24 protein-coding genes and 4 tRNA genes are annotated in these 26,287 nt (G+C 43.4%); 17 read left to right on the top strand and 11 right to left on the bottom strand.

All coding sequences use genetic code 11. The features are described from left to right. Positions 1-2: 2 nt before the first annotated feature. From NZ583_05985 to NZ583_05940, 10 genes are all read left to right on the top strand, one after another. Positions 3-407 (top strand): cobalamin B12-binding domain-containing protein, encoded by a 405-nt coding sequence (locus NZ583_05985; protein MCS7281156.1) that lies wholly within the window; start codon positions 3-5, stop codon positions 405-407. Next, complete coding sequence (locus NZ583_05980) at positions 397-1,752, top strand: MmgE/PrpD family protein (protein MCS7281155.1); 1,356 nt, start codon at positions 397-399, stop codon at positions 1,750-1,752. Before NZ583_05985 ends, NZ583_05980 begins: the two co-directional genes overlap by 11 nt. Positions 1,753-1,904: 152 nt before the next feature. Beyond that, a complete protein-coding gene (locus tag NZ583_05975) occupies positions 1,905-2,960 on the top strand; it encodes a TRAP transporter substrate-binding protein (protein ID MCS7281154.1) in 1,056 nt (351 codons plus the stop codon). Positions 2,961-3,010: 50 nt separating this feature from the next. After that, a complete protein-coding gene (locus tag NZ583_05970) occupies positions 3,011-3,493 on the top strand; it encodes a TRAP transporter small permease (protein ID MCS7281153.1) in 483 nt (160 codons plus the stop codon). Positions 3,494-3,497: 4 nt separating this feature from the next. Continuing rightward, positions 3,498-4,802: a TRAP transporter large permease gene (locus NZ583_05965; protein MCS7281152.1), complete on the top strand. Its 1,305-nt coding sequence runs from the start codon at positions 3,498-3,500 to the stop codon at positions 4,800-4,802. Positions 4,803-5,092: 290 nt separating this feature from the next. Continuing rightward, positions 5,093-5,866, top strand: coding sequence for a sulfide-dependent adenosine diphosphate thiazole synthase (locus NZ583_05960; GenBank protein MCS7281151.1), 774 nt, complete (start codon positions 5,093-5,095; stop codon positions 5,864-5,866). Then, the gene (locus NZ583_05955) at positions 5,863-7,200 is read left to right on the top strand and encodes a PfkB family carbohydrate kinase (protein ID MCS7281150.1); all 1,338 of its coding nucleotides are present in this window, start codon (positions 5,863-5,865) and stop codon (positions 7,198-7,200) included. Before NZ583_05960 ends, NZ583_05955 begins: the two co-directional genes overlap by 4 nt. Continuing rightward, the gene (gene thiC / locus NZ583_05950; GenBank protein ID MCS7281149.1) at positions 7,197-8,480 is read left to right on the top strand and encodes a phosphomethylpyrimidine synthase ThiC; all 1,284 of its coding nucleotides are present in this window, start codon (positions 7,197-7,199) and stop codon (positions 8,478-8,480) included. Before NZ583_05955 ends, thiC begins: the two co-directional genes overlap by 4 nt. Next, positions 8,480-9,685, top strand: coding sequence for an exodeoxyribonuclease VII large subunit (xseA, locus tag NZ583_05945; GenBank protein MCS7281148.1), 1,206 nt, complete (start codon positions 8,480-8,482; stop codon positions 9,683-9,685). Before thiC ends, xseA begins: the two co-directional genes overlap by 1 nt. Then, the gene (locus NZ583_05940; GenBank protein MCS7281147.1) at positions 9,618-10,955 is read left to right on the top strand and encodes an MFS transporter; all 1,338 of its coding nucleotides are present in this window, start codon (positions 9,618-9,620) and stop codon (positions 10,953-10,955) included. Before xseA ends, NZ583_05940 begins: the two co-directional genes overlap by 68 nt. Here NZ583_05940 and atpE read toward each other — a convergent pair. The 4 genes from atpE to NZ583_05920 all read right to left on the bottom strand — a co-directional run bounded on the left by atpE (position 10,950) and on the right by NZ583_05920 (position 12,587). Continuing rightward, positions 10,950-11,165 (bottom strand): ATP synthase F0 subunit C, encoded by a 216-nt coding sequence (gene atpE, locus NZ583_05935; protein MCS7281146.1) that lies wholly within the window; start codon positions 11,163-11,165, stop codon positions 10,950-10,952. The genes NZ583_05940 and atpE overlap by 6 nt on opposite strands. A gap of 133 nt (positions 11,166-11,298) precedes the next feature. Next, entirely contained in the window at positions 11,299-11,997 is a 699-nt protein-coding gene (atpB, locus tag NZ583_05930) for a F0F1 ATP synthase subunit A (protein MCS7281145.1), read from the bottom strand. After that, a complete protein-coding gene (locus NZ583_05925; protein MCS7281144.1) occupies positions 11,987-12,379 on the bottom strand; it encodes an ATP synthase subunit I in 393 nt (130 codons plus the stop codon). Before NZ583_05925 ends, atpB begins: the two co-directional genes overlap by 11 nt. Continuing rightward, complete coding sequence (locus tag NZ583_05920; protein MCS7281143.1) at positions 12,360-12,587, bottom strand: AtpZ/AtpI family protein; 228 nt, start codon at positions 12,585-12,587, stop codon at positions 12,360-12,362. The genes NZ583_05925 and NZ583_05920 overlap by 20 nt, the downstream gene beginning before the upstream one ends. Positions 12,588-12,700: 113 nt before the next feature. Between NZ583_05920 and NZ583_05915 the strand changes: the two genes are divergently transcribed. The 4 genes from NZ583_05915 to NZ583_05900 all read left to right on the top strand — a co-directional run bounded on the left by NZ583_05915 (position 12,701) and on the right by NZ583_05900 (position 15,730). Next, positions 12,701-12,774: transfer RNA gene (locus tag NZ583_05915), tRNA-Lys, on the top strand. 222 nt (positions 12,775-12,996) lie between these two features. Beyond that, complete coding sequence (locus NZ583_05910) at positions 12,997-13,959, top strand: hydrogenase small subunit (GenBank protein MCS7281142.1); 963 nt, start codon at positions 12,997-12,999, stop codon at positions 13,957-13,959. 10 nt (positions 13,960-13,969) lie between these two features. Continuing rightward, entirely contained in the window at positions 13,970-15,529 is a 1,560-nt protein-coding gene (locus NZ583_05905) for a nickel-dependent hydrogenase large subunit (GenBank protein ID MCS7281141.1), read from the top strand. 127 nt (positions 15,530-15,656) lie between these two features. Then, positions 15,657-15,730, top strand: a tRNA-Arg gene (locus NZ583_05900). Here NZ583_05900 and NZ583_05895 read toward each other — a convergent pair. The 7 genes from NZ583_05895 to tig all read right to left on the bottom strand — a co-directional run bounded on the left by NZ583_05895 (position 15,689) and on the right by tig (position 21,941). Further along, a complete protein-coding gene (locus tag NZ583_05895) occupies positions 15,689-16,555 on the bottom strand; it encodes a glycosyltransferase family 2 protein (protein ID MCS7281140.1) in 867 nt (288 codons plus the stop codon). The genes NZ583_05900 and NZ583_05895 overlap by 42 nt on opposite strands. After that, entirely contained in the window at positions 16,527-18,596 is a 2,070-nt protein-coding gene (locus NZ583_05890) for a DUF1926 domain-containing protein (protein ID MCS7281139.1), read from the bottom strand. The genes NZ583_05895 and NZ583_05890 overlap by 29 nt, the downstream gene beginning before the upstream one ends. Before the next feature lie 14 nt (positions 18,597-18,610). Further along, positions 18,611-18,689 (bottom strand) — tRNA-Asp (locus NZ583_05885). Between the two features lie 21 nt (positions 18,690-18,710). Next, positions 18,711-18,785 (bottom strand) — tRNA-Val (locus NZ583_05880). A gap of 41 nt (positions 18,786-18,826) precedes the next feature. After that, positions 18,827-20,077: an ATP-dependent Clp protease ATP-binding subunit ClpX gene (clpX, locus tag NZ583_05875; GenBank protein MCS7281138.1), complete on the bottom strand. Its 1,251-nt coding sequence runs from the start codon at positions 20,075-20,077 to the stop codon at positions 18,827-18,829. A gap of 5 nt (positions 20,078-20,082) precedes the next feature. Next, on the bottom strand, positions 20,083-20,667 hold the full coding sequence (gene clpP / locus NZ583_05870) for an ATP-dependent Clp endopeptidase proteolytic subunit ClpP (GenBank protein ID MCS7281137.1): 585 nt from the start codon (positions 20,665-20,667) through the stop codon (positions 20,083-20,085). Continuing rightward, positions 20,664-21,941, bottom strand: coding sequence for a trigger factor (gene tig, locus NZ583_05865; GenBank protein ID MCS7281136.1), 1,278 nt, complete (start codon positions 21,939-21,941; stop codon positions 20,664-20,666). The genes clpP and tig overlap by 4 nt, the downstream gene beginning before the upstream one ends. A gap of 96 nt (positions 21,942-22,037) precedes the next feature. On the opposite strand from tig, the gene polX reads away from it, so the two are divergent. The 3 genes from polX to NZ583_05850 are packed head-to-tail and all read left to right on the top strand — an operon-like array spanning position 22,038 to position 26,283. Next, positions 22,038-23,762, top strand: a complete 1,725-nt coding sequence (polX, locus tag NZ583_05860; GenBank protein MCS7281135.1) for a DNA polymerase/3'-5' exonuclease PolX — start codon at positions 22,038-22,040, stop codon at positions 23,760-23,762. After that, on the top strand, positions 23,759-24,388 hold the full coding sequence (nth, locus tag NZ583_05855) for an endonuclease III (protein ID MCS7281134.1): 630 nt from the start codon (positions 23,759-23,761) through the stop codon (positions 24,386-24,388). The genes polX and nth overlap by 4 nt, the downstream gene beginning before the upstream one ends. After that, positions 24,388-26,283, top strand: coding sequence for a transketolase (locus tag NZ583_05850; GenBank protein ID MCS7281133.1), 1,896 nt, complete (start codon positions 24,388-24,390; stop codon positions 26,281-26,283). Before nth ends, NZ583_05850 begins: the two co-directional genes overlap by 1 nt. Positions 26,284-26,287 lie beyond the last annotated feature (4 nt).

Raw genomic sequence — 26,287 nt, 5'->3', positions numbered from 1 at the left:
TTATGACAAAAAAAAGGATTATCCTTGCAAAACTCGGCCTTGATGGTCACACAAATGGGATAAAGATAGTAGCCAGCTGGCTTATGGAAGCCGGGTTCGAAGTTATATACATGGGCCTTTACAATACACCTGAAAAGGTAGTAAAAGCTGCAATTGAGGAAGATGCTGACATAATCGGTCTAAGTTTTCTTGAGGGTTCTCACATCTATTATGCGGAAAGGGTAATCGAGGTTATGAAGTCTTACGGAATAGAGGGCAAGAAGCTGGTCTTTGGAGGAGTTATCCCTCCGGATGATGTGGAAAGGTTAAAGGAGATCGGAGTTACTGAGGTATTTCTTCCAGGAACGCCAAGAGAGATCATAATCTCAAAGCTTGAAAGTATGATAGGGGAGCGAGATGAGAACTGAGGATAGACTCGTCGAGTTTATACGTAAGTTTTCCTTTGAAGAGATTCCGAATGACGTTCTAACCGTCGTCAAAAACGTAATCCTCAACGTGTGTGGAACCATAGTGGCCGGTGCTAAAGAAGAGGGTATAAAAACTCTCTACGATTACTACAGAAGGATGGGTGGTATACCTGAGGCAACGGTCTTTAGGTTTAACGACCGTCTTCCTGCCGAAAACAGTGCTCTCATAAACGGAGCGATGGCAAGGGCTTTGGATTTCTGTGATGCCATGGTTCCGGGGCTACATATGGGCTCAACGGCCATTCCTTGCGCTTTGGCCGCCTCCGAACTTGTAGGCTACGTTTCTGGAAAAGAGTTTGTTACTGCCGTAACTGTGGGATTGGAGGTTGGATCGAGACTCAATCTTAGTGAGAAGGCTTATGACGGATTCGACCCGACAGGTGTTGTGAGTACCTTTGTTGGGACGTCAGTTGCCGCAAGGCTTTTGAGGCTTGAACATTCAGCGTGTTTAAACGCACTGGGTCTTGCTTTTAATAGATCCGGGGGAAGCTTCCAGTCGAACATAGACGGAACACTTGCGGTTCGCGTAATTCAGGGATGGACCGCCCAAACAGGAATTATGTGCGCAAGGTACGCGAAGGAAGGAATTACTGGTCCGAAAAACTTTTTGGGAGGTATTTACGGATTCTACCATCTTTATGGAAAAGATCTTTTTCGGCCTGAAGATGCGATAAAGGATATAGGCGAAAGCTTTTTGTTAAAAAGGACAGTTTTTAAAAAATATCCAGCATGCGGAGCAATCCAAAGTAGCGTAGAGGCGATTCTTAACCTTAAAAAAGAGCACGAAATCGAACCATCTTACGTTGATAGGATAGAAATCGAAGTAACGCCTTACGTTTTTCGGCTTGTGGGACGTGAGTTCAAGATCGGAGATAATCCCAGAGTGGATGCTCAGTTTAGTCTAAGATATTGTGTAGCAAGCGCTCTCACAAAAGGAAGCTTAAGGCTTGAAGATTTTGAGGAAAAAGCTTTACGGGATCCATCCATTGGTGAGCTAATCCAGAAGATCCAGGTGACACCCAAGAGTGAACTCGATTACGTGGACCATACGGCAGTACGGGTCAAAATAATATGCAAGGATAAAAAAGAGTACTTTATGGCAATAGACATAGCCCCGGGCTTTCCGGGCAATCCTCTAAGCGATGAGGAGCATGTAAAAAGGTTTCTTAATTTGGCGGATTACGCAAAGATAGGAAAAGATAGAGCGGAAAGGATCATAGATTTTGTAAAAAGCGTAGAGAAAAAAGAGGATGTGGGAGAGTTGATCGGATATCTAAGCCACTAAATAGTTACAAAAAGTCAGTACATAAGGCTCAAAATTCAGGTCATTAGAAAAGAGGTAAAAATTGGAACAAATTTCAAAAAAATCGTTGAATATGCTTGACAAAACGGTGCCTATAGTGAAAAATTTTTGTAAAAAAAGAAGAGGGGGTCGCTATGAAGAAACTATTGATTGCAGCTTTAGCTTTTGCGGTCATTTTCACATTTTACGTCCCTAAAGGTTTCGCCCAGCACAAAGTCACACTGAGTTTTGCTCACTTCTGGCCGGCAACGCACTACATCCACGTGCATCAGTTTCCAAGATATTTCAAAATGGTTGAGGAAGCAACCAAAGGAAAGTATGTACTGGACATCAAGTGGTACCCGGCTGAAAGCTTGCTTAAAGCTGCGGATTTGATAGGAGGTGTTGAGAAAGGTATCGCGGATACGGGAACGGCAAGTTTCGGGTATAATCCTGGAAAGTTCCCTGTTATGCTCACACTTACACAGCCCGGAATCGCTCCACCTAATAGTTCGGATGCGGCGGCCCATGCGGGATGGGAATTCTATAAGATCATGAGGCCTAAGGAACTGGACACTGTAAAGATTTTATATGTCTACGCAACCGGTCCTGGTTGGCTCCATTCAAACAAGCCGATAACCAGAATCGACCAGCTCAAAGGAATGAAGATAAGGGTAACCGGTGCTGGAGTTTTAGGTGTTAGAGCTGTTGGAGGAGAGCCTGTCGCTATGCCTATGAGTGAAGTTTACCTCGCAGCTTCCAAGGGTATAATCGACGCATTGGTTTCTCCAGCTGAGACCCTTGAAGGTTGGAAGCATGCCGAGGTTTTCAAATACTCCACCTTCATGCCCTACTTTTACTCCGAGTACTTCTGGGTAGCCATGAACCTTGACAAGTGGAAATCTTTACCTAAGGATCTTCAGGATGCATTCGAAAGTGTCGCAGAGGCAGCTATGAAGGAGGCAGGACAGATATGGCAGTACCAGCAGCAGAGAGGGATAGAATTTGCGAAGAAGAAACCTGGCGGTCATGAGTTTTTGACCCTTCCCGATGCGGAAGTTAAAAAACTCGCAGAACTTCTAAAACCTGTTGAGACAGAATATGCTAAATCTCTAAGAGAAAAGGGCCTAGATGCAGATAGGATCATAAAGACAGCAAAAGATCTGGTCGAAAAATACAACAAACTCACATATCCGGTCTGGAAGCCTTAAATCTGGAAAAGAGAAGGGGGTAATACCCCCTTCTTTTCGTGGGGGTTAAAATGGGCTTGTTTGAGAGAGGAACGGTTATTGTGTCAAAATTTTTCGATTTCGCCGCGCGCCTAGGTGTGTTCGTGATGATGGCTCTCGTCGTTACGGACATAATCATAAGAAGACCGCTTTGGCCTATTCCCGGTCTTTACGACTACGTCTCACTTCTTGGTGCGGCAATCATTTCGCTTGCTATTCCCTTCAGTGCTGTGCAAAAAGGTCATGTTCAAGTGGAAATCTTCGTTTCAAAGTTGCCGTCCCGGGCCCAGGCAGCAATAGATGCCATCATGGGAATTTTGAGTCTTGTATTTTTTGTGATAGTTTCGTGGCAAACCTTTGTTTTAGGTACAGAGGTTAAAAGGTCTGGAGAGGTTTCCATGTCGGCCCATCTTGAGTTTTATCCGTTTATATACCTGGTATCGGTTATGTGCGCTCTCCTCTGCGTCGTACTTATTGTGGACGTAATAAAATCGGCTAAAAAGTTGTCGAGGTGACGGGATGACCCCAGGACAAATAGCTTTGATTGGAATCATTGCCCTTGTTGGGCTCTTTTTACTTAGGATGCCTGTTGCTTTCGCGATGGGACTTGTTGGTTTTTTTGGATTTGCTGCTATGACTTCTTTTAAAGCCGCTTTGGGTATACTGAGTAAGGATATATGGGCTAATTTTTCTTCCTATGCTTTGACAGTAATACCGATGTTTATCCTTATGGGATCTTTGATCTCGTATTCTGGTATTGCTGAAAGGCTCTACAATTCAGCTCATAAAGTGTTCGGTCAGCTTCCGGGAGGTATTGCCATAGCTACTTGCTATGCCTGTGCCGCATTCGGTGCCTGCTGCGGCTCTACGACAGCGGCTGCTGCAACTATGGGAAAGGTTGCTCTTCCTGCCATGAGAAAGTACAACTACGATCTCTCTTTATCCTCCGGGTGTGTTGCGAGCGCTGGTTCATTGGCTATACTTATTCCACCAAGCACTATACTTATCATCTACGGAATTCTCACGGAACAGTCCATTGGAAAGCTCTTCGTTGCTGGAATAATCCCGGGAATAATGCTCGCTACGATCTTTGCGCTTACTGTCTACATAATATGCAAAAGAAGACCTGAGCTTGGTCCTCCGGCAGAAAGGACGAGCCTAACGGAAAAGATAAAGGCAATAAGTGGATTATTAGAAGTCGCAATTCTTTTTCTCGTTATTATGGGTGGACTCATCATCGGAATTTTTACCCCTACCGAAGCTGGGGCCGCGGGTGCTTTTGGGGCATTACTCATAGCGATTGTCAGGAAACAGTTAAAATTTACGGATTTTATAAGTGCACTTGCGGAGACGACGAGAATTACAGCCATGATATTTTTGATTCTCTTTGGAGCGACTGTCTTCGGTCATTTCATGGCTGTAACAAGGGTTCCCTTTATTCTTTCCGAATGGGTTGGAGGGCTAGAGGTTTCTCGCTACGTGATTATGAGTTTTATTATATTCGGGTATTTAATCGGGGGATGTTTTATGGATTCTCTGGCACTAATTACTCTTACTGTTCCGATAATATACCCGGTTGTTATGAAGCTCGGCTTTGATCCGATCTGGTTTGGGGTCATAATAGTTCTGGTCACAGAAATGGGGGTAATTACCCCGCCTGTGGGAATTAACGTTTATGTGCTTAAATCTGTTGCTCCGGATGTGCCGATGGAGATTATATTCAAAGGGATATTTCCTTTTCTTCTGGGTTTAATTGTGTGTACGGCTATCCTTATAGCATTTCCGGAGATTGCGACCTTTTTGCCAAAGTTTGTAACTTACTGAGGACAGGCTATCTACCTATGGAAATAGGCTAAAGTGTAATTGAAGTTTTAAGAAAGAGAAACATAGAAGAAGTATGAAAGCTGGATCCAAAAGAAGTGCAGAATAAAAAAGCCAAAACTACGAAACGATGAGAGAGAAGTTATATTGGAAAATGCTCTCTTCTTCTCTGAGTGAAAAGTAGATCTGAGCCAAAAATGGTATAAAGACTGTTCCTTGTTTTCGTCGGATCTTTTTTGGTTTTTATTCGAATAGCTGTGTTATACTAATGCAAAAAACTAAGGAGAGTGGGAATGATCGATGAAAGGGTTGTAACCAAAGCCATAATCGAAACGTATACCGAAAAACTCCTTTCTGTTCTAGATGTGGATGTGGTTGTTTGCGGAGGGGGTCCTTCCGGGCTTGTAGCTTCTTACTTTCTGGCTAAAGGAGGCCTTAATGTCACAGTTTTTGAGCGGAAGCTTTCGATAGGAGGCGGAATGTGGGGTGGAGGGATGATGTTCAACGAAATCGTCGTGCAAGAAAAAGGAAAAGAGATTTTAGATGAGTTTGGGATACGCACTAAAAAGTACGGAGACGGATACTATACGGCGGATGCGGTTGAGGCCATATGCGGAATATGTTTCAATGCGATAAAGGCAGGGGCAAAAGTATTCAACCTTATAAGCGTTGAAGACCTTGTAGTCAGGAAGGACCGAGTAGTAGGAGTCGTTATAAACTGGACCTCGGTTGAGATGGCCTCTTTACATGTGGATCCTCTTACAGTTATGGCAAAGGCTGTAATTGACGCGACGGGCCATCCAATAGAGGTAGTAAGAGTTTTGGAGAAAAAGATGAACGTTCAGCTTAAAACTCCCTCCGGAAAGGTAGAAGGGGAAAGATGCCTGTGGGCAGAGGTCGCCGAGGATACGACCCTTGAGAATACAAAGGAGGTGTACCCTGGTCTCTACGTAGCTGGCATGGGTGCGAATGCGACATTTGGCTCCTACAGAATGGGACCAATATTTGGAGGTATGCTCCTTTCCGGAAAGAAAGTAGCCGATCTTATATTAAGTGAGATCAAATGAAGAGCCTTGTTTCGGTTGCAGGTCTTGATCCCACATCAGGAGCGGGAATAACAAAGGACCTGGAGATTTTTGCGGGTTTGGGGTTTCACGGTATCGGAATTCCAACATCGATCGTAGTCCAGGGACCCGGCGGAGTTAAATCCATAAGCCGAATACCCTTAGGCACATTTGAAGAAATGTTGAAAGTCTTTGAAAGCGAAGAAATAGAACTCTCAGGTGTAAAGACAGGGGTTCTTGTGGGAGAAGAGTACGTAAAAACTATAAGCGGAATGCTTTCCAACCTAAAAAAGGCAGGAAAACCAGTAGTTGTGGACCCGGTCCTAAAGGCCAAAAACGGTTACGAGTTACTGAGTAGAGAAGGCATCGAGGCGCTCAAAGGTTTTGTTCTCCCAAAATGCACCATATTGACGGCCAACGTAGAAGAGGCTCAGATTTTGGCCGATTCTAAGATTGAGGATTTAGACAATATGAGGGAATGTGCAAAGAGGTTAAAGGATCTCGGACCAGAGGTCGTAATCATAAAAGGTGGCCATTTGAGTGGGGACCCTGTAGACGTCTATTACGATGGACATTCTTTTATAGAGAAAGAGAAAGTGAGGCTCGAAAAGGAGGTACACGGAACGGGCTGTGTATTTTCTTCATCTTTACTTGGTTTTCTGGCCCGCGGACTTAATCCGAGGGAGGCCTTTTTTGAGGCCGAGAATTTGACTTTTTCACTCATTAAAGATTCATACAGGATAAATGCAGACGGTTATTACTATCCGTCACTCTATGAGCGCCTAAGGACCAACGCAGAAAGATTCGAGGCTATAAGCTCCCTCAGAGAGATAAGGGAAAGACTTGAAAGATTAAATCCGGTTGAACTTATTCCAGAGGTTCAGATGAACATATGTTACGCTATACCAGATGCAAGAACTGTTGAGGATGTTTGTGCTTATCCCGGTAGAATCTCAAAGCACAAAGGGAGGATACTCATAAAATCGGACCCTGAGTTTGGAGCCTCAAGCCATGTGGCCCGAACCCTTCTCGCTTTTATGAAGTTTTTCCCGGAGATGAGAAGCTGTGCAAATGTTAAGTTTGACAAGAGTCTTTTGGAGAAGGCAAAAAAAAACGGGCTAAAAGTTGTACTTGCCGATAGGAAATCTGAGCCGGAAAGTATAAAAGAGAAGGAAGGAAGAAGCTTGGAGTTTCTCGTAGAAAAGTCCTTATCTTCAGCCAATTTTGTGCCAGACATTATATACGATGAGGGAGACATAGGAAAGGAACCTATGATAAGGCTTTTTGCTAGAAACCCTTTTGAATTGCTTGAAAAAATGGAGAAATTACTACGATGAGAAACCAAATAATTGAAGCAAGAAACGGAATTATAACTGAAGAGATGAAGAAAATTGCCCAAGATGAAGGGGTTGACCCCGAATTTGTCCGCGAGGGTGTAAAACAGGGAAGGATCGTGATCCTCGCCAATAATAGGCATAAAAACTTCACCCCAAAAGGCGTAGGTCAGGGGCTTTCAATTAAAGTCAATGCCAATATTGGAACGTCCCCGGAAATTTGCGACATAAAGTTAGAGCTTGAGAAACTGGAAATGGCAAAAAAGGCCGGTGCTGACACAGTGATGGATCTGAGTACAGGAGGAGATCTCGACGAAATAAGAAGAATAATCATTGAGCACGCAGAGATACCTGTAGGTACAGTCCCAATTTACCAAGCTGCGATAAATGCTGCAAAAAGAAAGAAGAGTATCGTATATATGGAGGTGGATGAAATCTTCGAAGTGATAGAAAAACACGCAATGGATGGCGTTGATTTTATAACCGTCCACTGCGGAGTGACGAAAAAGACGATAGAAAGGCTGAAAAAACAAGGAAGGATCACGGACATAGTGAGTAGAGGTGGGGCATTCCTTGCGGAATGGATGATGGTGACAGGAAAGGAAAACCCTCTTTACGAACATTTCGATAAGTTGCTGGCCATTGCGAAAAAGTACGACCTAACTTTAAGTTTAGGGGATGGCTTAAGGCCAGGATCCGTAGCTGATGCAACGGATAGAGCCCAGATCGAGGAGCTATTAACCTTAGGGGAACTTGCGCAAGTCGCAAGACAAAACGGAGTGCAGGTGATGATAGAAGGTCCGGGACATGTTCCGATAAATCTTATAGAGACGAACATACTTCTTCAAAAGAAAATCTGTGATGGTGCCCCGTTCTACGTGCTTGGTCCAGTCGTAACGGATATAGCACCTGGATACGACCATATAACATCGGCAATAGGTGGAGCCCTGGCAGGTTTTTATGGGGCCGATTTCCTTTGCTACGTAACCCCGTCGGAGCACCTAGGTCTACCCACGCCTCAGGATGTGTGGGAAGGGGTTATAGTAACGAAAATTGCAGCCCATGCTGCTGACATTGCGAGGGGAAATAAAAAGGCTTTAGAGAAAGACCGGAACATGTCGATCTCGAGGAAGGCCCTAGACTGGGAAGGCCAGATGAAGTATGCCATCGATCCGGAAAAAATAAAAAGCTTCAGGAGGAACAGAAAGCTTAAAAACGACGTTTGTAGCATGTGTGGCGAGTTCTGCGCAATGAAGGTGGTTCAAGACCACTTGAAATCTTAATGGCTTTTTTTTGGCCTACAAGGATATACACCGTCTCGGAGCTTACTTACGAAATAAGAAAATTAATCACTTCAGAGCTTAAAGATGTCCTTGTAGAAGGAGAAATATCCAACCTTAGACTTTACCCGTCTGGTCATCTCTATTTCTCTCTAAAAGACCAAAATTCCGTCATAAAGTGTGTCATGTTCAACTTTTTGGATAGGTACTTTGGAGAGGAGTTAAAAGATGGAATTAGTGTGATTTTAAGAGGAAGAGTCGATGTTTACGAGAAAAGGGGGGAGTATCAGTTTGTGGTTGAAGATGTGGAACCGAGAGGGATTGGACTTTTAGCGCTTAAGTTCGAGCTGCTAAAGAGAAAACTCAAACAAGAAGGAATGTTTGACGCAAAATGGAAAAAAAGGATCCCTCTTCTGCCAGAAAAGGTAGGCATCATAACATCTCCCCACGGAGCTGCAATAAGGGATATGTTGAAAATAATAGATAGAAAGTTCTGCAACATGCACGTTCTAATATACCCCGTTAGGGTTCAGGGAGACGAATCTGCCAATGAAATAATCGAAGGATTGGAATACTTCAACAGAGTAAAAGAAGTCGATGTTATCATCCTTGCCCGAGGCGGTGGTTCTTTAGAAGATCTTGCTCCATTTAACGATGAAAGACTCGCCCGTACGATCTTTGCTTCAAAAATCCCAGTAGTAACAGGAATAGGGCACGAGATTGATTTCACTATAGCAGACTTCGTTTCAGACTTACGGGCACCAACTCCAACTGCGGCTGCCGATTCTGTAGTTCCTGATAAGGGATTACTCAAAGAAAACTTAAAAAGCTTAAAACAGAGGCTTAAAAGGGGTATGGAACTTTTCTTAGAGAAGGCAAAAGCGAGTCTTCTATGTCTATTTATGGAGCTAAGGGAGAACAAAGTTTTCTTTGAAAGGCAAAAGATTTACTTAGATGAGCTGAGTAACGCTCTTTCGGTTGCCATCTCGGAATACATTAAGGAAAAAAGGGACAAGCTCCTTTCTTTCTCCATCAGGCTAGAAAGCTTAAATCCGGAATCTGTTCTAAGAAGGGGCTATAGCATAGCGATCAAAAAAGAGACAGGAAAAGTAATAAAAGACGTAGACCAGGTTGCACTTGATGAAGAGATCTACGTTCGCCTCCACAAAGGAAAACTTCTCTGTGCAGTTCAAGACAAGTCGAACTGAAAACTCCGTTATAAAAACGAAAAGCCTTCTATTTTACCCTTTCTTAAAGAGAAAGATGCTTGTTATGAGTTTTTTAGGTTTCTCTTCTGGGCTTCCTCTACCCCTTAGTTCTGGTACGCTTCAGGCTTATCTTTCGATCTTTGGCGTTGACATAAAGACGATAGGGATATTTGGCCTCGTTGGGCTTCCTTACACATTAAAGTTTCTTTGGGCTCCCATTTTTGACCGTTTCAGTGTTCCTATACTTTCGCGGAGACGGGGATGGATCCTTCTGACACAGATCGTACTTGCTATCTTAATCTTTACCTTTCCTTTTATCGACCCTAAAGCAAAACTAAGGCTTTTGGGAATAATTGCTGTTCTTCTTGCTTTTATCTCTGCATCCCAAGATATCGTAGTCGATGCGTATAGAACTGACTCATTAAAGGAAGAGGAGAGGGGACCAGGCGTCTCTCTCTTTATCATGGGGTACAGGGTAGCCATGCTTATGGCTGGAGCTGGTGCACTTGTCCTCTCAGAAAGAATCGGTTGGCAAATGACTTACGCGTGTCTCTCTTTAATGATGGTTGTGGGTATTTTAGGGACTCTAGCTGGGAAAGAAGAGCAACTTTCAGTTCAAATATGTGAAATTAAAGATTTGGTGGTAAAACCCTTAAGTGCCATTCTTAGGAGAGAAAAATCGCTACTTATGCTAGCATTGGTTATTCTTTACAAACTCGGTGATGCATACCTTGGTGCTATGACTATTCCGTTTCTTATTAGAGGATGCGGCTTCAGCCCAACTGAAGTAGGTACAATCGGGAAAGCTATGGGTATTCTCTTTACTATAGTCGGTGCTTTTTTCGGTGGAGCAATCATGGTAAGATGGAGCCTATGGAAAGCTCTCTTTTACTTTGGGGTTCTTCAGCTGGTATCGAATTTTGGATTTGTTGCGCTTTCGATCTATGGAAAAAGCCTTACACTTCTCGTTCTCTGTGTAGCGTTTGAAAATCTGTCAGGCGGGATGGGAACATCTGCATTTATAGCGTTTCTTATGTCTTTGTGTGACAGAGCCTATAGCGCCACTCAGTTTGCACTTCTTTCGTCGATTTCAGCACTTGGAAGGGTAATTATTTCTCCAAGCTCCGGTTTTGTTGTCGACTACGCAGGCTGGGTTCCCTTCTTTATTATAAGTGCGGCCTTTGCCCTTCCTGGCCTTTTTATTCTTTTTATCGTTAAGGACCATCTAGGGAAAGGAGAGGCAAAATTGCCTCTCCAAAAATCTTCATAGCTTGAATATTAAAAGGAGTGACACGACAAGGGAGTATATGACGAGAGACTCGATCATGGCAAGCCCTATAATCATCGGGGTTACAATTTTTCCGGATGCCCCTGGATTACGGGCGATACCATCGAGGGCTGATACGATTCCCCTTGCCTGTCCCAGTGCTCCCCCGAAAGCTGCAATGGCGACCCCGAACCCAGCGGCAAGAGCGATCATCTGTTTTACAGAGGGATCGAGGGCTGCTTTTTCTTCTGCTGCCATTGCCAGTTCGGTGGAAATTCCCAGAATCAGAAGAAGAACCACGAGCTTTAGCACCTTCTTCATCACGTCTCACCCCTTTCTTTGGATTTTAGTGTTCTTCATGGGATATGGCTCCAGAAAAGTAAGCCATTGAGAGCAGTATAAAAACAAAGGTCTGAACAAAAGCAACGAATAGTCCGAGAAACATAACTGGAAGAGGTATTATGAGTGGTATAAGGCCAAAAAATATGGCCGTTACGAGATGGTCACCGGTTATGTTTCCAAAAAGCCTAAGTCCCAACGATAATGGTCTTGCCAAATGACCTATTATTTCAATAGGGACCATAAGCGGAGCAAGCCACCAGAAAGGTCCAGTAAAATGCCTTAAGTACTTCACTCCGTGTTCCTTAAACCCGTAGTAATGGGTCAAAACAAAAACAGTGAGGGAACATGCAAAGGTGGTATTGACGTTATCGGTTGCGGGTAAAAATCCAGGCACAAGGCCAGAAAGGTTATTAAAAAGGATAAAAAGGGCCAAAGTTCCGACTATCAAAATGAATTCCCTACCTCTCGGTCCCATCGAATCCGTAACAAGTTTGGAGATAGCTTCAACGATCACTTCAACTAGGTTTCGGAAGGTGAATTTCGGTTCAGGTACGATCTCATCCTCGGTTCTTTTTAATTGCCTATAACCGCAGGCTACAACGAATATAAGTATTGCAGAGACAACTATGGCGTTTGACACATGGGGCGGGAGGTCCTTCAAGAAAGGAATGAGAGATGCCCACGTAAAAGCTTCATGTTCCATCTTTGTGTCTTCCTCCCTCGAAGAGAAGCTTTATTAAGGGGATCTGACTAAGGATAATAGAGAAAAACACTGTAGAAAGGCCAAGGACGAAGTATAAGATATCCACATCACCATACACAATAACGAGTGAAACCGCAAAAAGAAGCCCAAAAAATTTTAGAGGAAGCTTTATAAGTAATCCCTTTTTTTCTATTTTGGAGTCCGCAAGACTTCGAAGGATTATCGATTTGAGGAACCGGAAATTGAGACTCATCATCGCGCTTCCGAGAGCAAAGCTCAAAAAATACCGGTAATCTTGGAAAATGAGAAGGATAACGATGGATCCGATGGTTAAAATCCCGACATTTATCTTTTCGATATCTCTAACTATCTCTTCCTTCACTGCTTTCCTTTTCCACTCTTTTTATAACCCTGTATACTGTCCGAAAACCAGAAACTACACCGAAAATTAAAAAGATAACGGTGAGATACGGAAAAGTCCGAAAAACTTTGTCGAGAAAGAAACCCATGCCTATCCCAATGGCAACTGACAAACCCATCTCGATTCCCAAAGAACTGTAACTTAAAAGACTCCTTATATTTTCCTTCATTTTTGGCCCTTCGAGCATTATGTTTGTAACACAGGAGGAGGGGTTAGTCAAACCTTTTTCTCTGAACAAAACCTTTGAAATTTTTAAGGCTATATGTTATCAAGACAAATGTTGGGCCGTTAGCTCAGTCCGGAAGAGCAGCTGACTCTTAATCAGTTGGTCGGAGGTTCAAATCCTTCACGGCCCAAAATTTCTAAAAAATTACTTCTTTGGCGGAAGTTAAGTGTTCGTTAAGTTAGTGACACAAACTGATTTGAACCAAAAAGAAGATATACCTTCTTTTACCTCCTCGCTACTTATTCGGGCGCTTTAGTTCCTTATGAAAACCCCAAAAATTTGTTGACTTTCATTTAGATTTGCTTTAGAGAGTTAAAGCTAGCAAAATCAAAAAATCTTTGAGGGGGTTGAAATGAGGGATTTCGAAAAGGAGCTCGAACTATACGGGGTTACGCGCAGGGATTTCTTAAAGTACTGTGCAGTGCTTGCCGCTTCATTGGGCCTTTCTCAGTACGATGTGAGGCGTCGTCTGGCATATGCCCTTGAGTCGAAAAAACCTCCAGTAATATGGCTTGAAGGACAGGACTGTGCCGGCTGTACGATATCGTTTACGGGGCTTACTGACCCACCGGTTGCATCTATACTTCTTGACAAAATATCGCTCAGATACCACGAGACGATCATGGCCGCTGCTGGTCAGATGGCAGAAGATGTCTTACATGAGACTGCAAAGAAGGGAGGACATGTACTAATAGTCGAAGGGTCCATCCCGGAGGCGGATGATCGGTTCTGCTACGTAGGGGGCAAATCCTTTAAAAAGATAGTTGAAGAATGTGCGGAAAAAGCGGTTGCTATCATAGCTACCGGTGCATGTGCAGCATACGGAGGTATACCAAAGGACACTCCATCAAAAGGTGTTGGTGTTGGAAAAATTGTTAAAGGAAAGACGGTAATTAATCTTCCAACATGTCCGGTACATCCCGACCATCTTCTCGGAACCGTGGTTTACTTCTTGACAACCGGGAAGGTACCAGAACTTGACGAGATAGGAAGGCCAAAGATCTATTTTGGCCAGTCCATCCATGACAACTGCAGAAGGAGAGCCCATTTCGATGCGGGAAGATTCCTAACGGACTGGAATGATCCGAACCAAAAGGAATACTGCCTCATCGAAAGGGGCTGTAAAGGTCCGGCAGCGAAATCTGACTGCGCAATCAGAAGATGGAATGACGGGATAAACTTCTGCATAGATTGTGGTGCCCCTTGTGTTGGCTGCTCAGAACCGGGCTTTTACAGCGAGATGTCTCCCATTTACACAGCAGAGAGCGAAACTTCCCGAAAGATTTACGCTATGAAGGAAAAAGGTCTACTATAGGAGGTGAAGGATGGGACAGAAGATTAAGATAGATCCGGTAACGAGAATAGAAGGACATATGGCAATTGAAGTGGAGATCGAAGGTGGAAAGGTAAAAGAGGCTATAAGCAGTGGTACGATGGCCAGGGGTTTTGAAGCCTTACTTATTGGTCGTGATCCTAGGGATGCATCTTACGTGACAAGCCGGTTTTGTGGGGTTTGCTTTAGCGTTCATCAGCTTTGCTCCGCAAGGGCACAGGATATGGCCTTCGGTGCAAAGGTTCCATGGGGAGGGGAACTCATAAGGAACCTCGTTATGGGAGCAGAATACATATACGACCATCCGCTTCATTTTTATCAGCTTTCGGCCCTCGACTTCATAGATATAATGGCTGTGGCCAACTACAAAGGGAAAGACAAGGATCTTCTCGCAGTAAAAGAAAAGATCCTCCACCTTGTGAAGGTGAAGGATACGTATCCTTTTACTCCGAGATACAAGCCCGACGAGTACTGTGTTAGGGATCCTGATATTGTCATACACGCAATTAAGCACTACATAGACGCTCTTAAGATGCATGCCAAGGCGCGAAATATGGGTGCCATTTGGGGAGGTAGAACACCCCACTATATGAACATCATAGTCGGGGGTGTCACATCCTATCCTGATGTGAATCAGGTATTAAGATTCAGGTCCATGCTCGATGAGCAAAAGAAATTCATAGAGGAAGTCTATATACCTGATGTGATTGCCTTTGCGGAAGGACCGTTGTTTCCGCTTGCAAAGGCAGGGGTTGGTGGTGGACATAGAAACTATCTTGCCTGCGGTGATTTTCCGCTTGATCCGGAACGGAAAAAACTTGTATTCCCAGGGGGGGTCATAGTCAATTTCGATCCGAAGAACTTTAAAGTTTTACCTTTCGACCAGGCAAAGATAACAGAGTCAGTAAAGGCTGCCTGGTACAAAGAGAGGGATCCAGTCCATCCGTACGATGGTGAACAGGTCTTCCATCTCGAAAAGAAGGGAGCTTACACTTTCATCAAAGCGCCTAGATACGACGGTATGGCATTTGAAGTCGGGCCTCTTGCGAGAATGCTTATTGCGAAGAACAAGAAGGTCTTCGATTTTATAAATAAGGGCGCAAAACCGGGAGTGGTTCTGAGGCATTACGCTCGAGCCATTGAAACTAAGTTAATTGTGGATGCGTGTTACAATTGGCTCGACCAGCTTCTCGTAGAGATGACAAAACCTGGTTTCAAGATTCATGATACGGATCACTTTGAACCTCCCAAAGAAGGGATGGGGTATGGATTCCTTGAGGCACCGAGAGGGATGCTGGGTCACTGGATAAGGATAAAAGACAAAAAGATACAGAATTACCAAGCTGTTGTTCCCTCAACATGGAATATATCACCTAGAGACGAGAAAGGTATAAGAGGGCAGTGTGAGCAGGCCCTAATAGGTGTTCCTGTTCCCGATCCCAAAAATCCGATAAACGTGGTACGGGTTATACGTTCGTTCGATCCTTGTATCGCCTGTGCTGTCCACATAGTCAACGGCAATTTCTCACTCGAAAGGTTCATTATCGCTTAAATTGTTGGCGTCCCGTGGTAGGATTTCCCGGGACGCCCATCAAGATAATCGGCAAAGGAAAAAACTAAAAGACACCGTAAGACCAAAATTTACGTTATAATATACGACTGGGTATAAGATCAAAGATGCGCCCATAGCTCAATAGGACAGAGCGTTGGACTACGAATCCAAAGGTTGCAGGTTCGACTCCTGCTGGGCGCACTCAATTTCTTTTAAAGCCTGGGCCGAGTACTCGGCAAGTCTATAGTAGTACTCTGCTTCCTCCAACTTATTCCTTTTTTTTGCTCCGTTTGCCACAATAAGGGATTTTCGTTGAATCTCTTCGAGCGTGATCTTTTTCATCTGGGGAGTTAAAACTCCTGTGTCAAAAATTTTGAGAAGGGCTTTGATCCTCATACGGTCTATCGCCTCGTACTTTTTAGACAGTTGATCCTCATGGCCTCCCCTTTTCACGATTAAGGGTTTTTCAATGAAAAGGACAGGATAGAGGGCAGTAATTCTAAGCCACATATCGTAATCCTCACACACGGGAAGCGATTCATCGAATAGGCCAACTTTTTCGAAAACTTGCCTTTTTATCATGACTGACGAAGGGCTTATGATGCAGAGGGGAAGGCATTTATCGTATATAAATCCGGAGTATTTTTTGTGCTTTTTTTTGGGATTGACCCTTCTTCCGTTCCTTATCCATATTTCATCGGTGTAGGATACGTGGTATCCCAAACTCTCCATAAGGTGAACCTGTGTCGATACCTTTTTTTTGAGCCAGAGATCATCGGAGTCTAAAAATGCAATATATTCACCGTTTGATATCTTTATGCCCAAATTTCGAGCAGAACTTACCCCTCCATTTTCCTTCCATACGTACTTGACGGGATACTTCTTCACTTCTTCTTCGGTCCCGTCGTCGGATCCGTCATCGACAACTATTATCTCTTCGGGCCTGTGATCCTGATTCAAGACAGATTCGATTGCCTCTTTTACGAAATCCCGCCTGTTATACGTGGTTATTATGGCTGAGACCATTTATCTCGAGTTCGATTTGGAACCCCGCAACACCCTCTTTTAAATCCACATGCCAAAGAGGCATAAACATGGTTGACTGATAGTTTCTTTCAAAGCCTTCCTCAGAGAGGGAAACTACTTCCACAGGATGAGTCCAAATCTCTTGCGGTTTTTCCATCCTCATGAATATTTCTACCTCTTGGTACGGATCGAAGAAGCGCGCTATACTCGATGGCTCAATTGCGCCCATCTTTGTGAGGGGAAATCTCTTTTTGTTCAATTCAATATATCTCTCTCCACCCGAACCCAGAAAGGAAAAGTTGAATTCGACCCCCAAAATGAAAGCCTCTTTCACTTCACCTAATATTTCATAAGTCACGATGAACTTATCCTGATACAAAGGAAATTTTACTCTCTTTATGATACTAAGAGGGATACCAGCGTGCCCTTTCCAGAAATGTCCATCTCTTCTGAGAGTGAGAATCAACTCACCTTCTGTCTTATCTATTTTTGCCTCATAAGGCTCCTTCACAAAATCTCCTGGCTCGCAATACTCACATCTATAAAAACTTAGAAAACTGACATCTTTGCCAAGTACGTGGTCGACAAGACATGCCCTTCTATACCAGTCATAATGGAGAAGATTTTCTAGTCCCACCTCCTTAATAAGCAGAAGCTCATGGATAGTTTTGGTACCATCTGTCTTTTCGGCAGGTATTGCCTGCTTTAACTTCTCATGATAAGCCTCGTATCTTCTCCTCAAAGTAGCAACTAAATTGACCTTCTTAGGCTTATAGTCTAATTCGTAAAGAACCCCTCCTTCCCTGAGAAGAAAGTAAGCTTTGACATTTTTCGTATTGAGGATAACTTCCTCAAACCCGTCAAGATTTACATCCTCTAAATAAGCCTCGGGAAAATCCTTTTTGGCCTCGGCTAATATTTCGGCTTCGATAAGGTTTCGGTATACCGTGGAGCGTAGATGTGGAAGGTATAGCCCCCCAAAAACCCCATGCCAGTAAGCGTCGTTGCACTGTGCCTTATAAAGGGCCCTCTTTACTTCTTTGTTATTCTTCTGGTTTTTTGAAACATAAAGCATCTTTTTATGCATATCATTACTTTCTTCATACTTGACAAGGAAGTGTTTGAAATACCCCCCTTCTATGAATTGTCGCAAATTAGGTTTCGAAGTGTTGAATAAGTCGTTATAATCGTTCACCATTTTTGACGGAAGACACCACTCGTCCATCTCCCTGTAAGAATTACAGTTAAGATACGCGACCCCCGAAGGTTTATGATTTTTAATGAATTCTCCGAATGTTGTGGTTTTGATCCATTCTCTATTGTCGCTGAGGTAAGTAAAAAAACTCCTTATCCATCCATTTTTGTACACGTGATCGAAAGTACCGGGCCAAAGTCCGAACTTTTCTCCGTCATCTGCAAAGACTAAGAGATTTCCTGCGTTTTTCTGAACATGTCGAAAGTAACTATCGATTTCGTTCACTTGCTTGAAAGGGATGGCGTATCTTAAGTACTGGAGACCCGCAAATACGCCTATCCTATAGTTTTCAAACTCAGTGAGATAATATCCGTAAAGTTCTCGCTCCGTAAACCCTATGGCGGTAAAATGGTGATCATCGAGGACTATGTAGGACACTTTAGCCTTTGCAAGAATGAGAGGAAGGTGCGGTTCGTAAACCCGTTCGGCAACCCACATCCCTTTAGGATCGTAGTCGAAGACATCTTTTATGAGCTTTTTATGCATCCTTATCTGTCCGATACCGTCCCGCCAAGGAATCATAGTTAAAATAGGTTCGTACATTCCCCCAGTTAGAATCTCCACTCTATTTAACTTTACGAGTCTCTTAAGTCTTTCGATGTAACTTGGCTTCCTATCTATAAGCCATTCCAGCAAATACCCTGAGATGTGAAGATTAAGTTTTATGTTGGCAAATTCCTCAAAAACATCAAGAAAAGGACCATAAGCATGAGCATAGGCTTTCTCGAGTATATCTTCGATGTTTCCGACGGGCTGGTGGAGGTGGAGACAGAAGATAAATTCCATCAACGTCCTTTTTATGGCGGGGACGACGAGATTTGAACTCGCGGCCTCCGGCGTGACAGGCCGGCGTTATAGACCAGGCTTAACTACGTCCCCGCATATACCCTACTGGGAGTATGGTAGGCGGGAGAGGGTTTGAACCTCCGGCCCCCGGCTTGTAAGGCCGATGCTCTCCCACTGAGCTACCCGCCCAGGTGGAACTTAATATACCAAGTTTGGCGAAACTAATCAATCTATGCGATCTCAGCCTTTTCCTCATATATCATTATGGGCCGCTCTTTGTTAAGTATGGTATCCTCGTTGATTACGCACTCCCTGACATTGGGAAGAGAGGGAATCTCGTACATCACGTCGAGCATCACTTTTTCCATAATGGCTCTGAGTCCACGAGCCCCTGTCTTTTTCTTCATTGCCTCTCTTGCTATTGCTCTTAAGGCACCTTCAGTGAATGTTAAAGTCACATTGTCGAGCTCAAATAACTTTTTATACTGCTTGACAATAGCATTCTTTGGGGTTTTCAATATCTCCACAAGCTGGTCCTCTGTAAGTTCATCGAGGGGGGCAATGATTGGGAGCCTTCCAACAAACTCCGGTATCAAACCATATTTTATGAGATCTTCTGGCTGAATCTCCCGTATAAGTTCGGAATACCTTTTATTCCTGCCACCTTCAACCTCCGCACCAAAACCTATGCTTTTTTTGCCTATCCTATTTGCAATGATGTTTTCTATCCCGATGAAAGCCCCGCCACATATAAAAAGGATGTTAGTAGTATCGACTTTTATGTAATCCTGCTGCGGATGCTTTCTCCCACCCTTTGGCGGTACATTTGCTATCGTACCCTCTATTATCTTTAATAGGGCCTGCTGAACACCTTCCCCAGATACATCCCTCGTTATTGATGGACTGTCACTTTTCCTGGAAATCTTGTCGATCTCATCTATGTAAACGATCCCTTTCTCAGCCTTCTCTATGTTGTAATCCGCTGCCTGTAGCAAGTACAGAATTATGTTTTCCACGTCCTCTCCAACATATCCGGCCTCGGTCAAGGTTGTGGCATCAGCTATGGTAAAGGGAACGTGGAGAATCTTTGCAAGTGTTTTGGCAAGGAGGGTCTTTCCTGAGCCTGTAGGTCCAATAAGGAGGATATTGCTTTTTTGGATTTCCACATCGTCACCTGTGGCTTTCGATTCTATCCTTTTGTAATGGTTATAGACCGCAACTGAAAGGATCTTTTTTGCGTATTCCTGTCCAACAACGTATTCATCGAGCTGCTTCATAATCTCGTGGGGCTTTGGTATCGACGTCCTTATGTACTCGAACTTTTCTTTTTTCATCTCCTCCTTAATAATCTCGTTACAGAGCTCCACACACTCATCACATATGTAAACCAAAGGCCCCGCAATAAGCTTCTTTACCTCATCCTGGCTTTTTCCACAGAACGAGCAATGTAACTTCATCGTTCTTCCGTTATTTCTTCTTATCATGCTCATTGCCTCTTCTCCACGATCTTATCGATAATTCCGTATTCGAGAGCCTGCTCGGCACTCATGTAAAAATCCCTTTCGGTATCCCGCGCTATCTTTTCGAGAGGCTGACCCGTATGTTTAGTTAGAATTCTGTTTATTCTATCTTTCATTCTTAAAATCTCTTTCGCCTGAATATCGATGTCGGTTGCCTGACCCTGAAATGCCCCTAATGGCTGATGGATAAGTATCCTGGAATTTGGTAGAGCATACCTTTTACCCTTTTCTCCACCTGCAAGGAGTACCGCCGCCATGGACGCAGCCTGTCCTATGCAGATGGTTGATACGTTAGGCTTTATGTACTGCATGGTATCGTATATGGCAAGCCCACTCGTTATGTATCCTCCAGGCGAATTGATGTAAAGGTAAATATCTTTTTCTGGGTCCTCAGACTCTAAAAAAAGTAACTGGGCTATCACAACATTCGCCGTCTGGTCATCTATAGGTGTGCCAAGAAAGATTATGCGCTCTTTTAAAAGGCGGGAATATATATCGTATGCCCTTTCTCCTCTTCCATCCCTTTCAATGACTATGGGAATTAGGGTCATGGTATCTCCTTGGGTTGAGCCTGTTCGATAAGAAAATCCTTTGTTTTCCTCAAAAGAACTTTACTTCTAATATAACCCAGAAGTCCATTTTTTTCAAAGAATGACCTCACCTCTTCGTAGGACCGTTTCATCTCATCTGCTATCTTTTTTATCTCGGAAATCAGTTCCTCGTCGCTTACTTCTATCGCTTCCTTTTTTGCCACGTTTATGAGGACAATCTCTTCTTTTAGCTCCTCTTTTACCCTCCTTTCCACCTCTTCCCTTAGCTTTTCCTCCTCCTCTTTGAGCAAATTACTGTCCTTCGTTTTCTCCTTGAAGTCCTCGAGAACGTCTTCGATTCTCTTATTCAGATAACGAGGCGGAATGGGAATCTCAATTCCGTCTAGAATCTTGTCGATTACCGTCCTATATATGTATTCCCTTCTTAGTGCTTCCTTTTCCTTTTTAATTGACTCTTTAATCCCTTCCTTGAGTGCCTCCAGGTTTTGAAAACTCAAATCCTTGGCGAATTCATCTGAAAGCTCTGGCAGAACCTTTTCCTTCAATTCCTTTAAGGTCACCTTAAAAAGAACTCTTTTACCGGCCACTTCTTTATCTGGGTAATCCAAAGGAAAATCTATCTCTACGTCCCTTTCCTCCCCTTTTTTCATCCCTACTATCGCATTTTCAAATTCTGGCAAAAACATACCTTTGCCGAGCTCAAGTGGATAGAAGTCCGTTCCTGCCTCTTTTAATGGTTTGCCGTCAAGATAACCCCGATACTTTATTATAGCCACGTCTCCAAATCTAGCTTGATCGTCTTTTTCTTTTTCCCTTATTAAGGCGTGCATGTTTCTTAAGCTTTCCAATCTTTCTACTATCTCGTCATCTTTTACATCGGCCTTTTTTACCTCTACCTCAATGCCCTTGTATTCTTTGATCTCCAATTCAGGAATTACCTCACAATCCATGACATAACCTTCACCGTCCTCCGTTTCGATGAAATCGACTATCGGTCTCACAAGTGGATCGACATTGGCCTTTTCCAGAGCAGAACTTATGGTCTCATCTATGACCTTCCTTTTTGTCTCTTCTTCGATCAGATCAGAATAATAACTGAGTACCAACGCGCGGGGAACCTTCCCCGGTCTAAATCCTCTTATCCTGACTTTTTTTCTTATCTCATCAATCGTCTTTTCCCTTATGTCTTGAACCTTCTCCTTGGGAAGAATGACCTCTATTCTTTTTGTCGTTTTGTCGACATCGATAAGCGAGACTTTCACTCCATCCTCCATTTTTGGCGCCCTAATTATACCGGATAAACCTTCCCTATATCAAGCAGGATCCCTCTTTGTTGACAAAGTGGCTATGCCCATATATTATTTTAGCCCGTGAATCTTACGGCTCTTCCTCTTATTTTCGAAGAGATCGCGGCTCTTTTGGAGATAAAAGGGGAAAACCCCTATAAGGTTAGGGCTTATCAGAATGCGGCAAAAGTACTTTCTCAAATTGACAATCTCGAGGAACTCATAATTGAAGGGCGGCTTAAAAAGATAGAAGGGATAGGGGAGGGCCTCTCGAGAAAAATAGAAGAGTATTACGAAAGGGGAACTATCTCTCTTTATGAAGAGTTAAAAAGAGAATTTCCTCCCTCTATCCTTGAGCTTATGAAGGTTCCCCACCTAGGTCCGAAAAGGATAAGAGTAATTTACGAGAAACTCGGGATAACGAACCTGGGAGAACTGGAATACGCTATCAAAGAGAACCGATTGATGACCCTTTTCGGTTTTGGAAAAAAAACGCAAGAGAAAATACTGGCGGGTATAGAATTCCTAAAAAAGCACCAAAATGAGTTCTTGCTAGTGGATGCTGAACCGAGAGCTTTAATGCTAAAGGAGATTTTAAAAGAGCGTTTCCCTCTATGCCGTGTTGAGATTTGTGGGAGCATCCGTAGAAGAAAAGAAACTGTAAGGGATATAGATGTTCTTGTTGGGGGAGAATCAAAAGAGAAAGTAATCGAATACCTATTGAGGCTCCCCTTAATCCAGGGCCTAATATTTGAAGATGAAAACTCAGCCGTTTTTAAAACAGTTTCGGGAATTAACGTGGAGATAAGAATAGCAGCTCCACCCGAGTATGCACATCTTTTGCTTCATCTGACAGGTAGCGAAAACCACATAAAAAAATTGAAAGCCCATTTCAAAAATGAAGGTCTCAGTCTTAATCCATCTTCGATCACAAATGGCGAAAAACTGATCACCTTAAATACGGAAGAGGAGATTTACAATTTTATAGGGCTCCAGTTTATACCTCCAGAGCTTCGAGAAGATATGGGAGAGCTAGAAGCGGCAAAAAAGAATGGTCTTCCTGAGCTTGTAAAAGAAGAGGACATAAAAGGTCTCTTTCATGTCCATTCTGACTTTAGTGACGGGATCGATCCAATAGAGAAGATTATCGAGTTCTGCAAAAAAATGGGAATGGAGTATGTGGGTATAAGCGATCACAGTAGAAGCGCTTATTATGCGAGGGGTTTAAAAGTTGAGGATTTAAAGAGGCAGTGGGAGATCATAGACGAGATAAATAGGAAGGAGGAAAGCTTTTATGTCTTTAAAGGCATTGAGAGTGACATTCTGCCTGACGGAAGTCTAGATTACCCTCCAGAAATCTTAAGAAATTTTGACTTTGTTATTGCTTCGGTACATTCCCATTTCAATCTCGGAATTAAAGAACAGACAGAAAGGATAAAAAAGGCCCTTGAAAATCCTTATGTGACAATGCTCGGCCATCCAACAGGGAGACTTCTTCTATCAAGGAAAGGATATGCCGTCGATATGGAGGAGATTTTAAGGACTGCAAAAGAAAGGGGGATTGTGATAGAACTTAACTCCAGTCCTTATAGACTAGATATGGACTGGCGCTATTTGAAGATGACAAAATCGAATGGGATTTTGATTTCCATAAATCCCGACGCCCACTCTAAAACCGAGCTTACGGATTTGGCGTACGGTGTGGCCATTGCGAGAAAGGGATGGCTCGAAAAAAAAGACGTTTTAAACACAAGAAGTTCTTCTGAACTGAGGGAGTTTTTCTTGAAAAAGAGAAAAAACAGCCTATGAAAAACGTAGAAGAACTCATAGAACGACTTAAAAATATGCACGGAGAACCGAGGTGTGAACTTAACTTTTCGAATCCTTTGGAACTTACTGTGGCAACGGTTCTTTCAGCCCAGTGCACTGACGAGAGGGTAAATAAGGTAACTGAAAAATTGTTTAAAAAGTACAGATCACTCGATGATTACATTGCTGTTAAGATCGAGGAACTAGAAGAGGACATAAAACCTACGGGATTTTTCAGAAACAAAGCGAAGACGCTGAAAAACATTGCGGAAGAGATAAAAATCCGTTTTTCCGGAAAGGTACCCGAAGATATAGATCTCCTTGCGAGTGTGAAAGGGATTGGAAGAAAGTCAGCCAACATGATAGTGGGTTGCGCTTATAAGAAACCGGCTCTCATTGTAGATACTCACGTAAAAAGGGTAGCGAATAGAATCGGTCTTACCGATTTTGAAGATCCGGAAAGAATAGAGATCGATCTGAAAAAGAAAGTGCCTAGGGATAGATGGTTAGACCTCTCTTTACTCCTTATCCTTCATGGAAGGTACGTTTGTAAGGCTAGAAAACCTGAATGTAACAGATGTGAGCTGAAAAATAGCTGTAATTTCTTCATAAAAGGAGAGAAGTGATGTTTGATAAAGATTCATTGTCCGATGCCGAATGCTTGCGTCTTGCAGAACTTGCCCGCTTAGCAAGGGGTGACATACTCAAAATGACAACCTTAGCCAAATCTGGGCATCCCGGTGGTTCAATGTCATCAGTCGACATTTACATAGTTCTTTTTTCGTACGCAAAACTTACGGAATCCCCGAGAGACAGGATAGTGGTAAGCCACGGTCACACATCGCCAGGAGTTTACGCGGCCCTAGCCCGCACAGGATATCTTCCCCTTGACGAGGTCATCGCTTTTTTTAGAAAAGGTGGAAGTCCCTACGAAGGTCACGTTATAAGGGGTATCCCATTTATAGACTGGTCCACGGGCAATCTGGGTCAGGGGCTTTCTGCGGGTTGTGGGTTCGCTTTAGCTTCAAAGCTCAAAAAAGAGAATATTAACGTCTTTGTGATTATGAGTGACGGGGAACAACAAAAAGGTCAGGTTTCAGAGGCAAGGAGATTCGCCGTTAAGTACGGCCTTAACAACATCAGAGTCATAATAGATTACAACAAACTCCAAATTTGTGGCAGGATCGATAAGGTTATGCCTCAAAATATCGTGGAAAACTACCTTTCCGACGGATGGGATGTCCTAGAAGTAGATGGGCATGATCACAAAGAGATATACACGGCAATAAAAAGATCACTAGAGATAGAAAACCCGGTTTGCATTCTGGCGCATACAGTAATGGGTAAAGGTGTTCCTTTTATGGAAAACAATGAAAAATACCATGGTACTCCGCTTACGGAAGAAGAGTACAGAGAAGCCATAAGAATTTTGGGCATCCATGATGACCTTGAGGAATACAGGGAAAAAAGGAAGGGATGTTGGTCCTTCGAGATCAAACTCGAAAAAGAGGATTTTCAAAGGTACGATGTCGGGAAACCTTTCACTTACCACGAAGAAGAGAAGATCGACAATAGAACGGCGTTTGGTCGGGCCTTAAAAGACATTGCGGACAGAAATATCCCATACGGCAGGTACGTTTCGGTTTTTGACTGCGATCTCGCACCATCGGTTAAAACTGTAGATTTTTCCAAGGCGTATCCAGATTACTTCTTTCAGTGTGGAATCCAGGAACATAGTACCGCAACGTTAGCCGGGGCCGTCTCGATTACGGGGATTCTCACATTTTTTGCCGATTTTGGGGTATTCGGGATAGACGAGACTTACAATCAGCATAGGTTAAACGACATAAACGGAACGAATCTCAAGCTCATCCTTACACACGTAGGTCTCGATGTAGGACAGGATGGAAAGACTCACCAGTGTATCGACTACATAGGACTCGCCCGCAATCTTTTCAGTTACAGAGTGATTGTTCCCTGCGATCCAAACCAGACAGACAGAGTGATAAGATACGTCGCAAGTAGACCCGGTAACTTTATAGTGGCCATGGGCAGAAGTAGATGGCCCGTCATTTACTCTGAGGATGGAAGGCCCCTATACGGTGATTCGTACGAGTTTGAATACGGCAAAGCAGACATTGTGCGAGACGGCAAAGATGCGGTTCTAATAACTTACGGAGGGATGGTTGACCGGGCAATAAGGATAAGGAAAAATTTAGAGAAACACGGTATATCACTTGCCGTAGTCAACATGCCCTGTGTCCTTGAAGTCGACAGAGACACGTTTAAACGTTTTATTTCGTTTCCCCTTGTGATAACGTACGAGGATCACAACGTAAATACCGGCATAGCTCAGGTCCTTTGCAAATTTTTCCTTGAGGAAGGATTTAGAGGAAAGTTTATCTCCTTCGGTGTAAAAAAGTACGGAGTTTCTGGTGATACGGAGGAGACTCTCACTTATGAGAGTCTTGATGTAAATTCCATGACGGAAGCAATTAGACGAGAATTTTCAAGGCTCTAAGAGG

It is taken from the genome of Thermodesulfobacteriota bacterium (genome assembly GCA_025062045.1).
In the GTDB taxonomy this organism is placed as follows: domain Bacteria; phylum Desulfobacterota; class Syntrophorhabdia; order Syntrophorhabdales; family JANXAF01; genus JANXAF01.
This window is presented reverse-complemented; position numbering and strand designations above follow the sequence as displayed.

Coding starts and splice junctions, on each gene's coding strand:
- NZ583_05985 (MCS7281156.1), top strand. CDS start 3: ATGACAAAAAAAAGGATTATCCTTGCAAAACTCGGCCTTGATGGTCAC.
- NZ583_05980 (MCS7281155.1), top strand. CDS start 397: ATGAGAACTGAGGATAGACTCGTCGAGTTTATACGTAAGTTTTCCTTT.
- NZ583_05975 (MCS7281154.1), top strand. CDS start 1,905: ATGAAGAAACTATTGATTGCAGCTTTAGCTTTTGCGGTCATTTTCACA.
- NZ583_05970 (MCS7281153.1), top strand. CDS start 3,011: ATGGGCTTGTTTGAGAGAGGAACGGTTATTGTGTCAAAATTTTTCGAT.
- NZ583_05965 (MCS7281152.1), top strand. CDS start 3,498: ATGACCCCAGGACAAATAGCTTTGATTGGAATCATTGCCCTTGTTGGG.
- NZ583_05960 (MCS7281151.1), top strand. CDS start 5,093: ATGATCGATGAAAGGGTTGTAACCAAAGCCATAATCGAAACGTATACC.
- NZ583_05955 (MCS7281150.1), top strand. CDS start 5,863: ATGAAGAGCCTTGTTTCGGTTGCAGGTCTTGATCCCACATCAGGAGCG.
- thiC (MCS7281149.1), top strand. CDS start 7,197: ATGAGAAACCAAATAATTGAAGCAAGAAACGGAATTATAACTGAAGAG.
- xseA (MCS7281148.1), top strand. CDS start 8,480: ATGGCTTTTTTTTGGCCTACAAGGATATACACCGTCTCGGAGCTTACT.
- NZ583_05940 (MCS7281147.1), top strand. CDS start 9,618: ATGAAGAGATCTACGTTCGCCTCCACAAAGGAAAACTTCTCTGTGCAG.
- atpE (MCS7281146.1), bottom strand. CDS start 11,165: ATGATCGCTCTTGCCGCTGGGTTCGGGGTCGCCATTGCAGCTTTCGGG.
- atpB (MCS7281145.1), bottom strand. CDS start 11,997: ATGGAACATGAAGCTTTTACGTGGGCATCTCTCATTCCTTTCTTGAAG.
- NZ583_05920 (MCS7281143.1), bottom strand. CDS start 12,587: ATGAAGGAAAATATAAGGAGTCTTTTAAGTTACAGTTCTTTGGGAATC.
- NZ583_05910 (MCS7281142.1), top strand. CDS start 12,997: ATGAGGGATTTCGAAAAGGAGCTCGAACTATACGGGGTTACGCGCAGG.
- NZ583_05905 (MCS7281141.1), top strand. CDS start 13,970: ATGGGACAGAAGATTAAGATAGATCCGGTAACGAGAATAGAAGGACAT.
- NZ583_05895 (MCS7281140.1), bottom strand. CDS start 16,555: ATGGTCTCAGCCATAATAACCACGTATAACAGGCGGGATTTCGTAAAA.
- NZ583_05890 (MCS7281139.1), bottom strand. CDS start 18,596: ATGGAATTTATCTTCTGTCTCCACCTCCACCAGCCCGTCGGAAACATC.
- clpP (MCS7281137.1), bottom strand. CDS start 20,667: ATGACCCTAATTCCCATAGTCATTGAAAGGGATGGAAGAGGAGAAAGG.
- tig (MCS7281136.1), bottom strand. CDS start 21,941: ATGGAGGATGGAGTGAAAGTCTCGCTTATCGATGTCGACAAAACGACA.
- nth (MCS7281134.1), top strand. CDS start 23,759: ATGAAAAACGTAGAAGAACTCATAGAACGACTTAAAAATATGCACGGA.
- NZ583_05850 (MCS7281133.1), top strand. CDS start 24,388: ATGTTTGATAAAGATTCATTGTCCGATGCCGAATGCTTGCGTCTTGCA.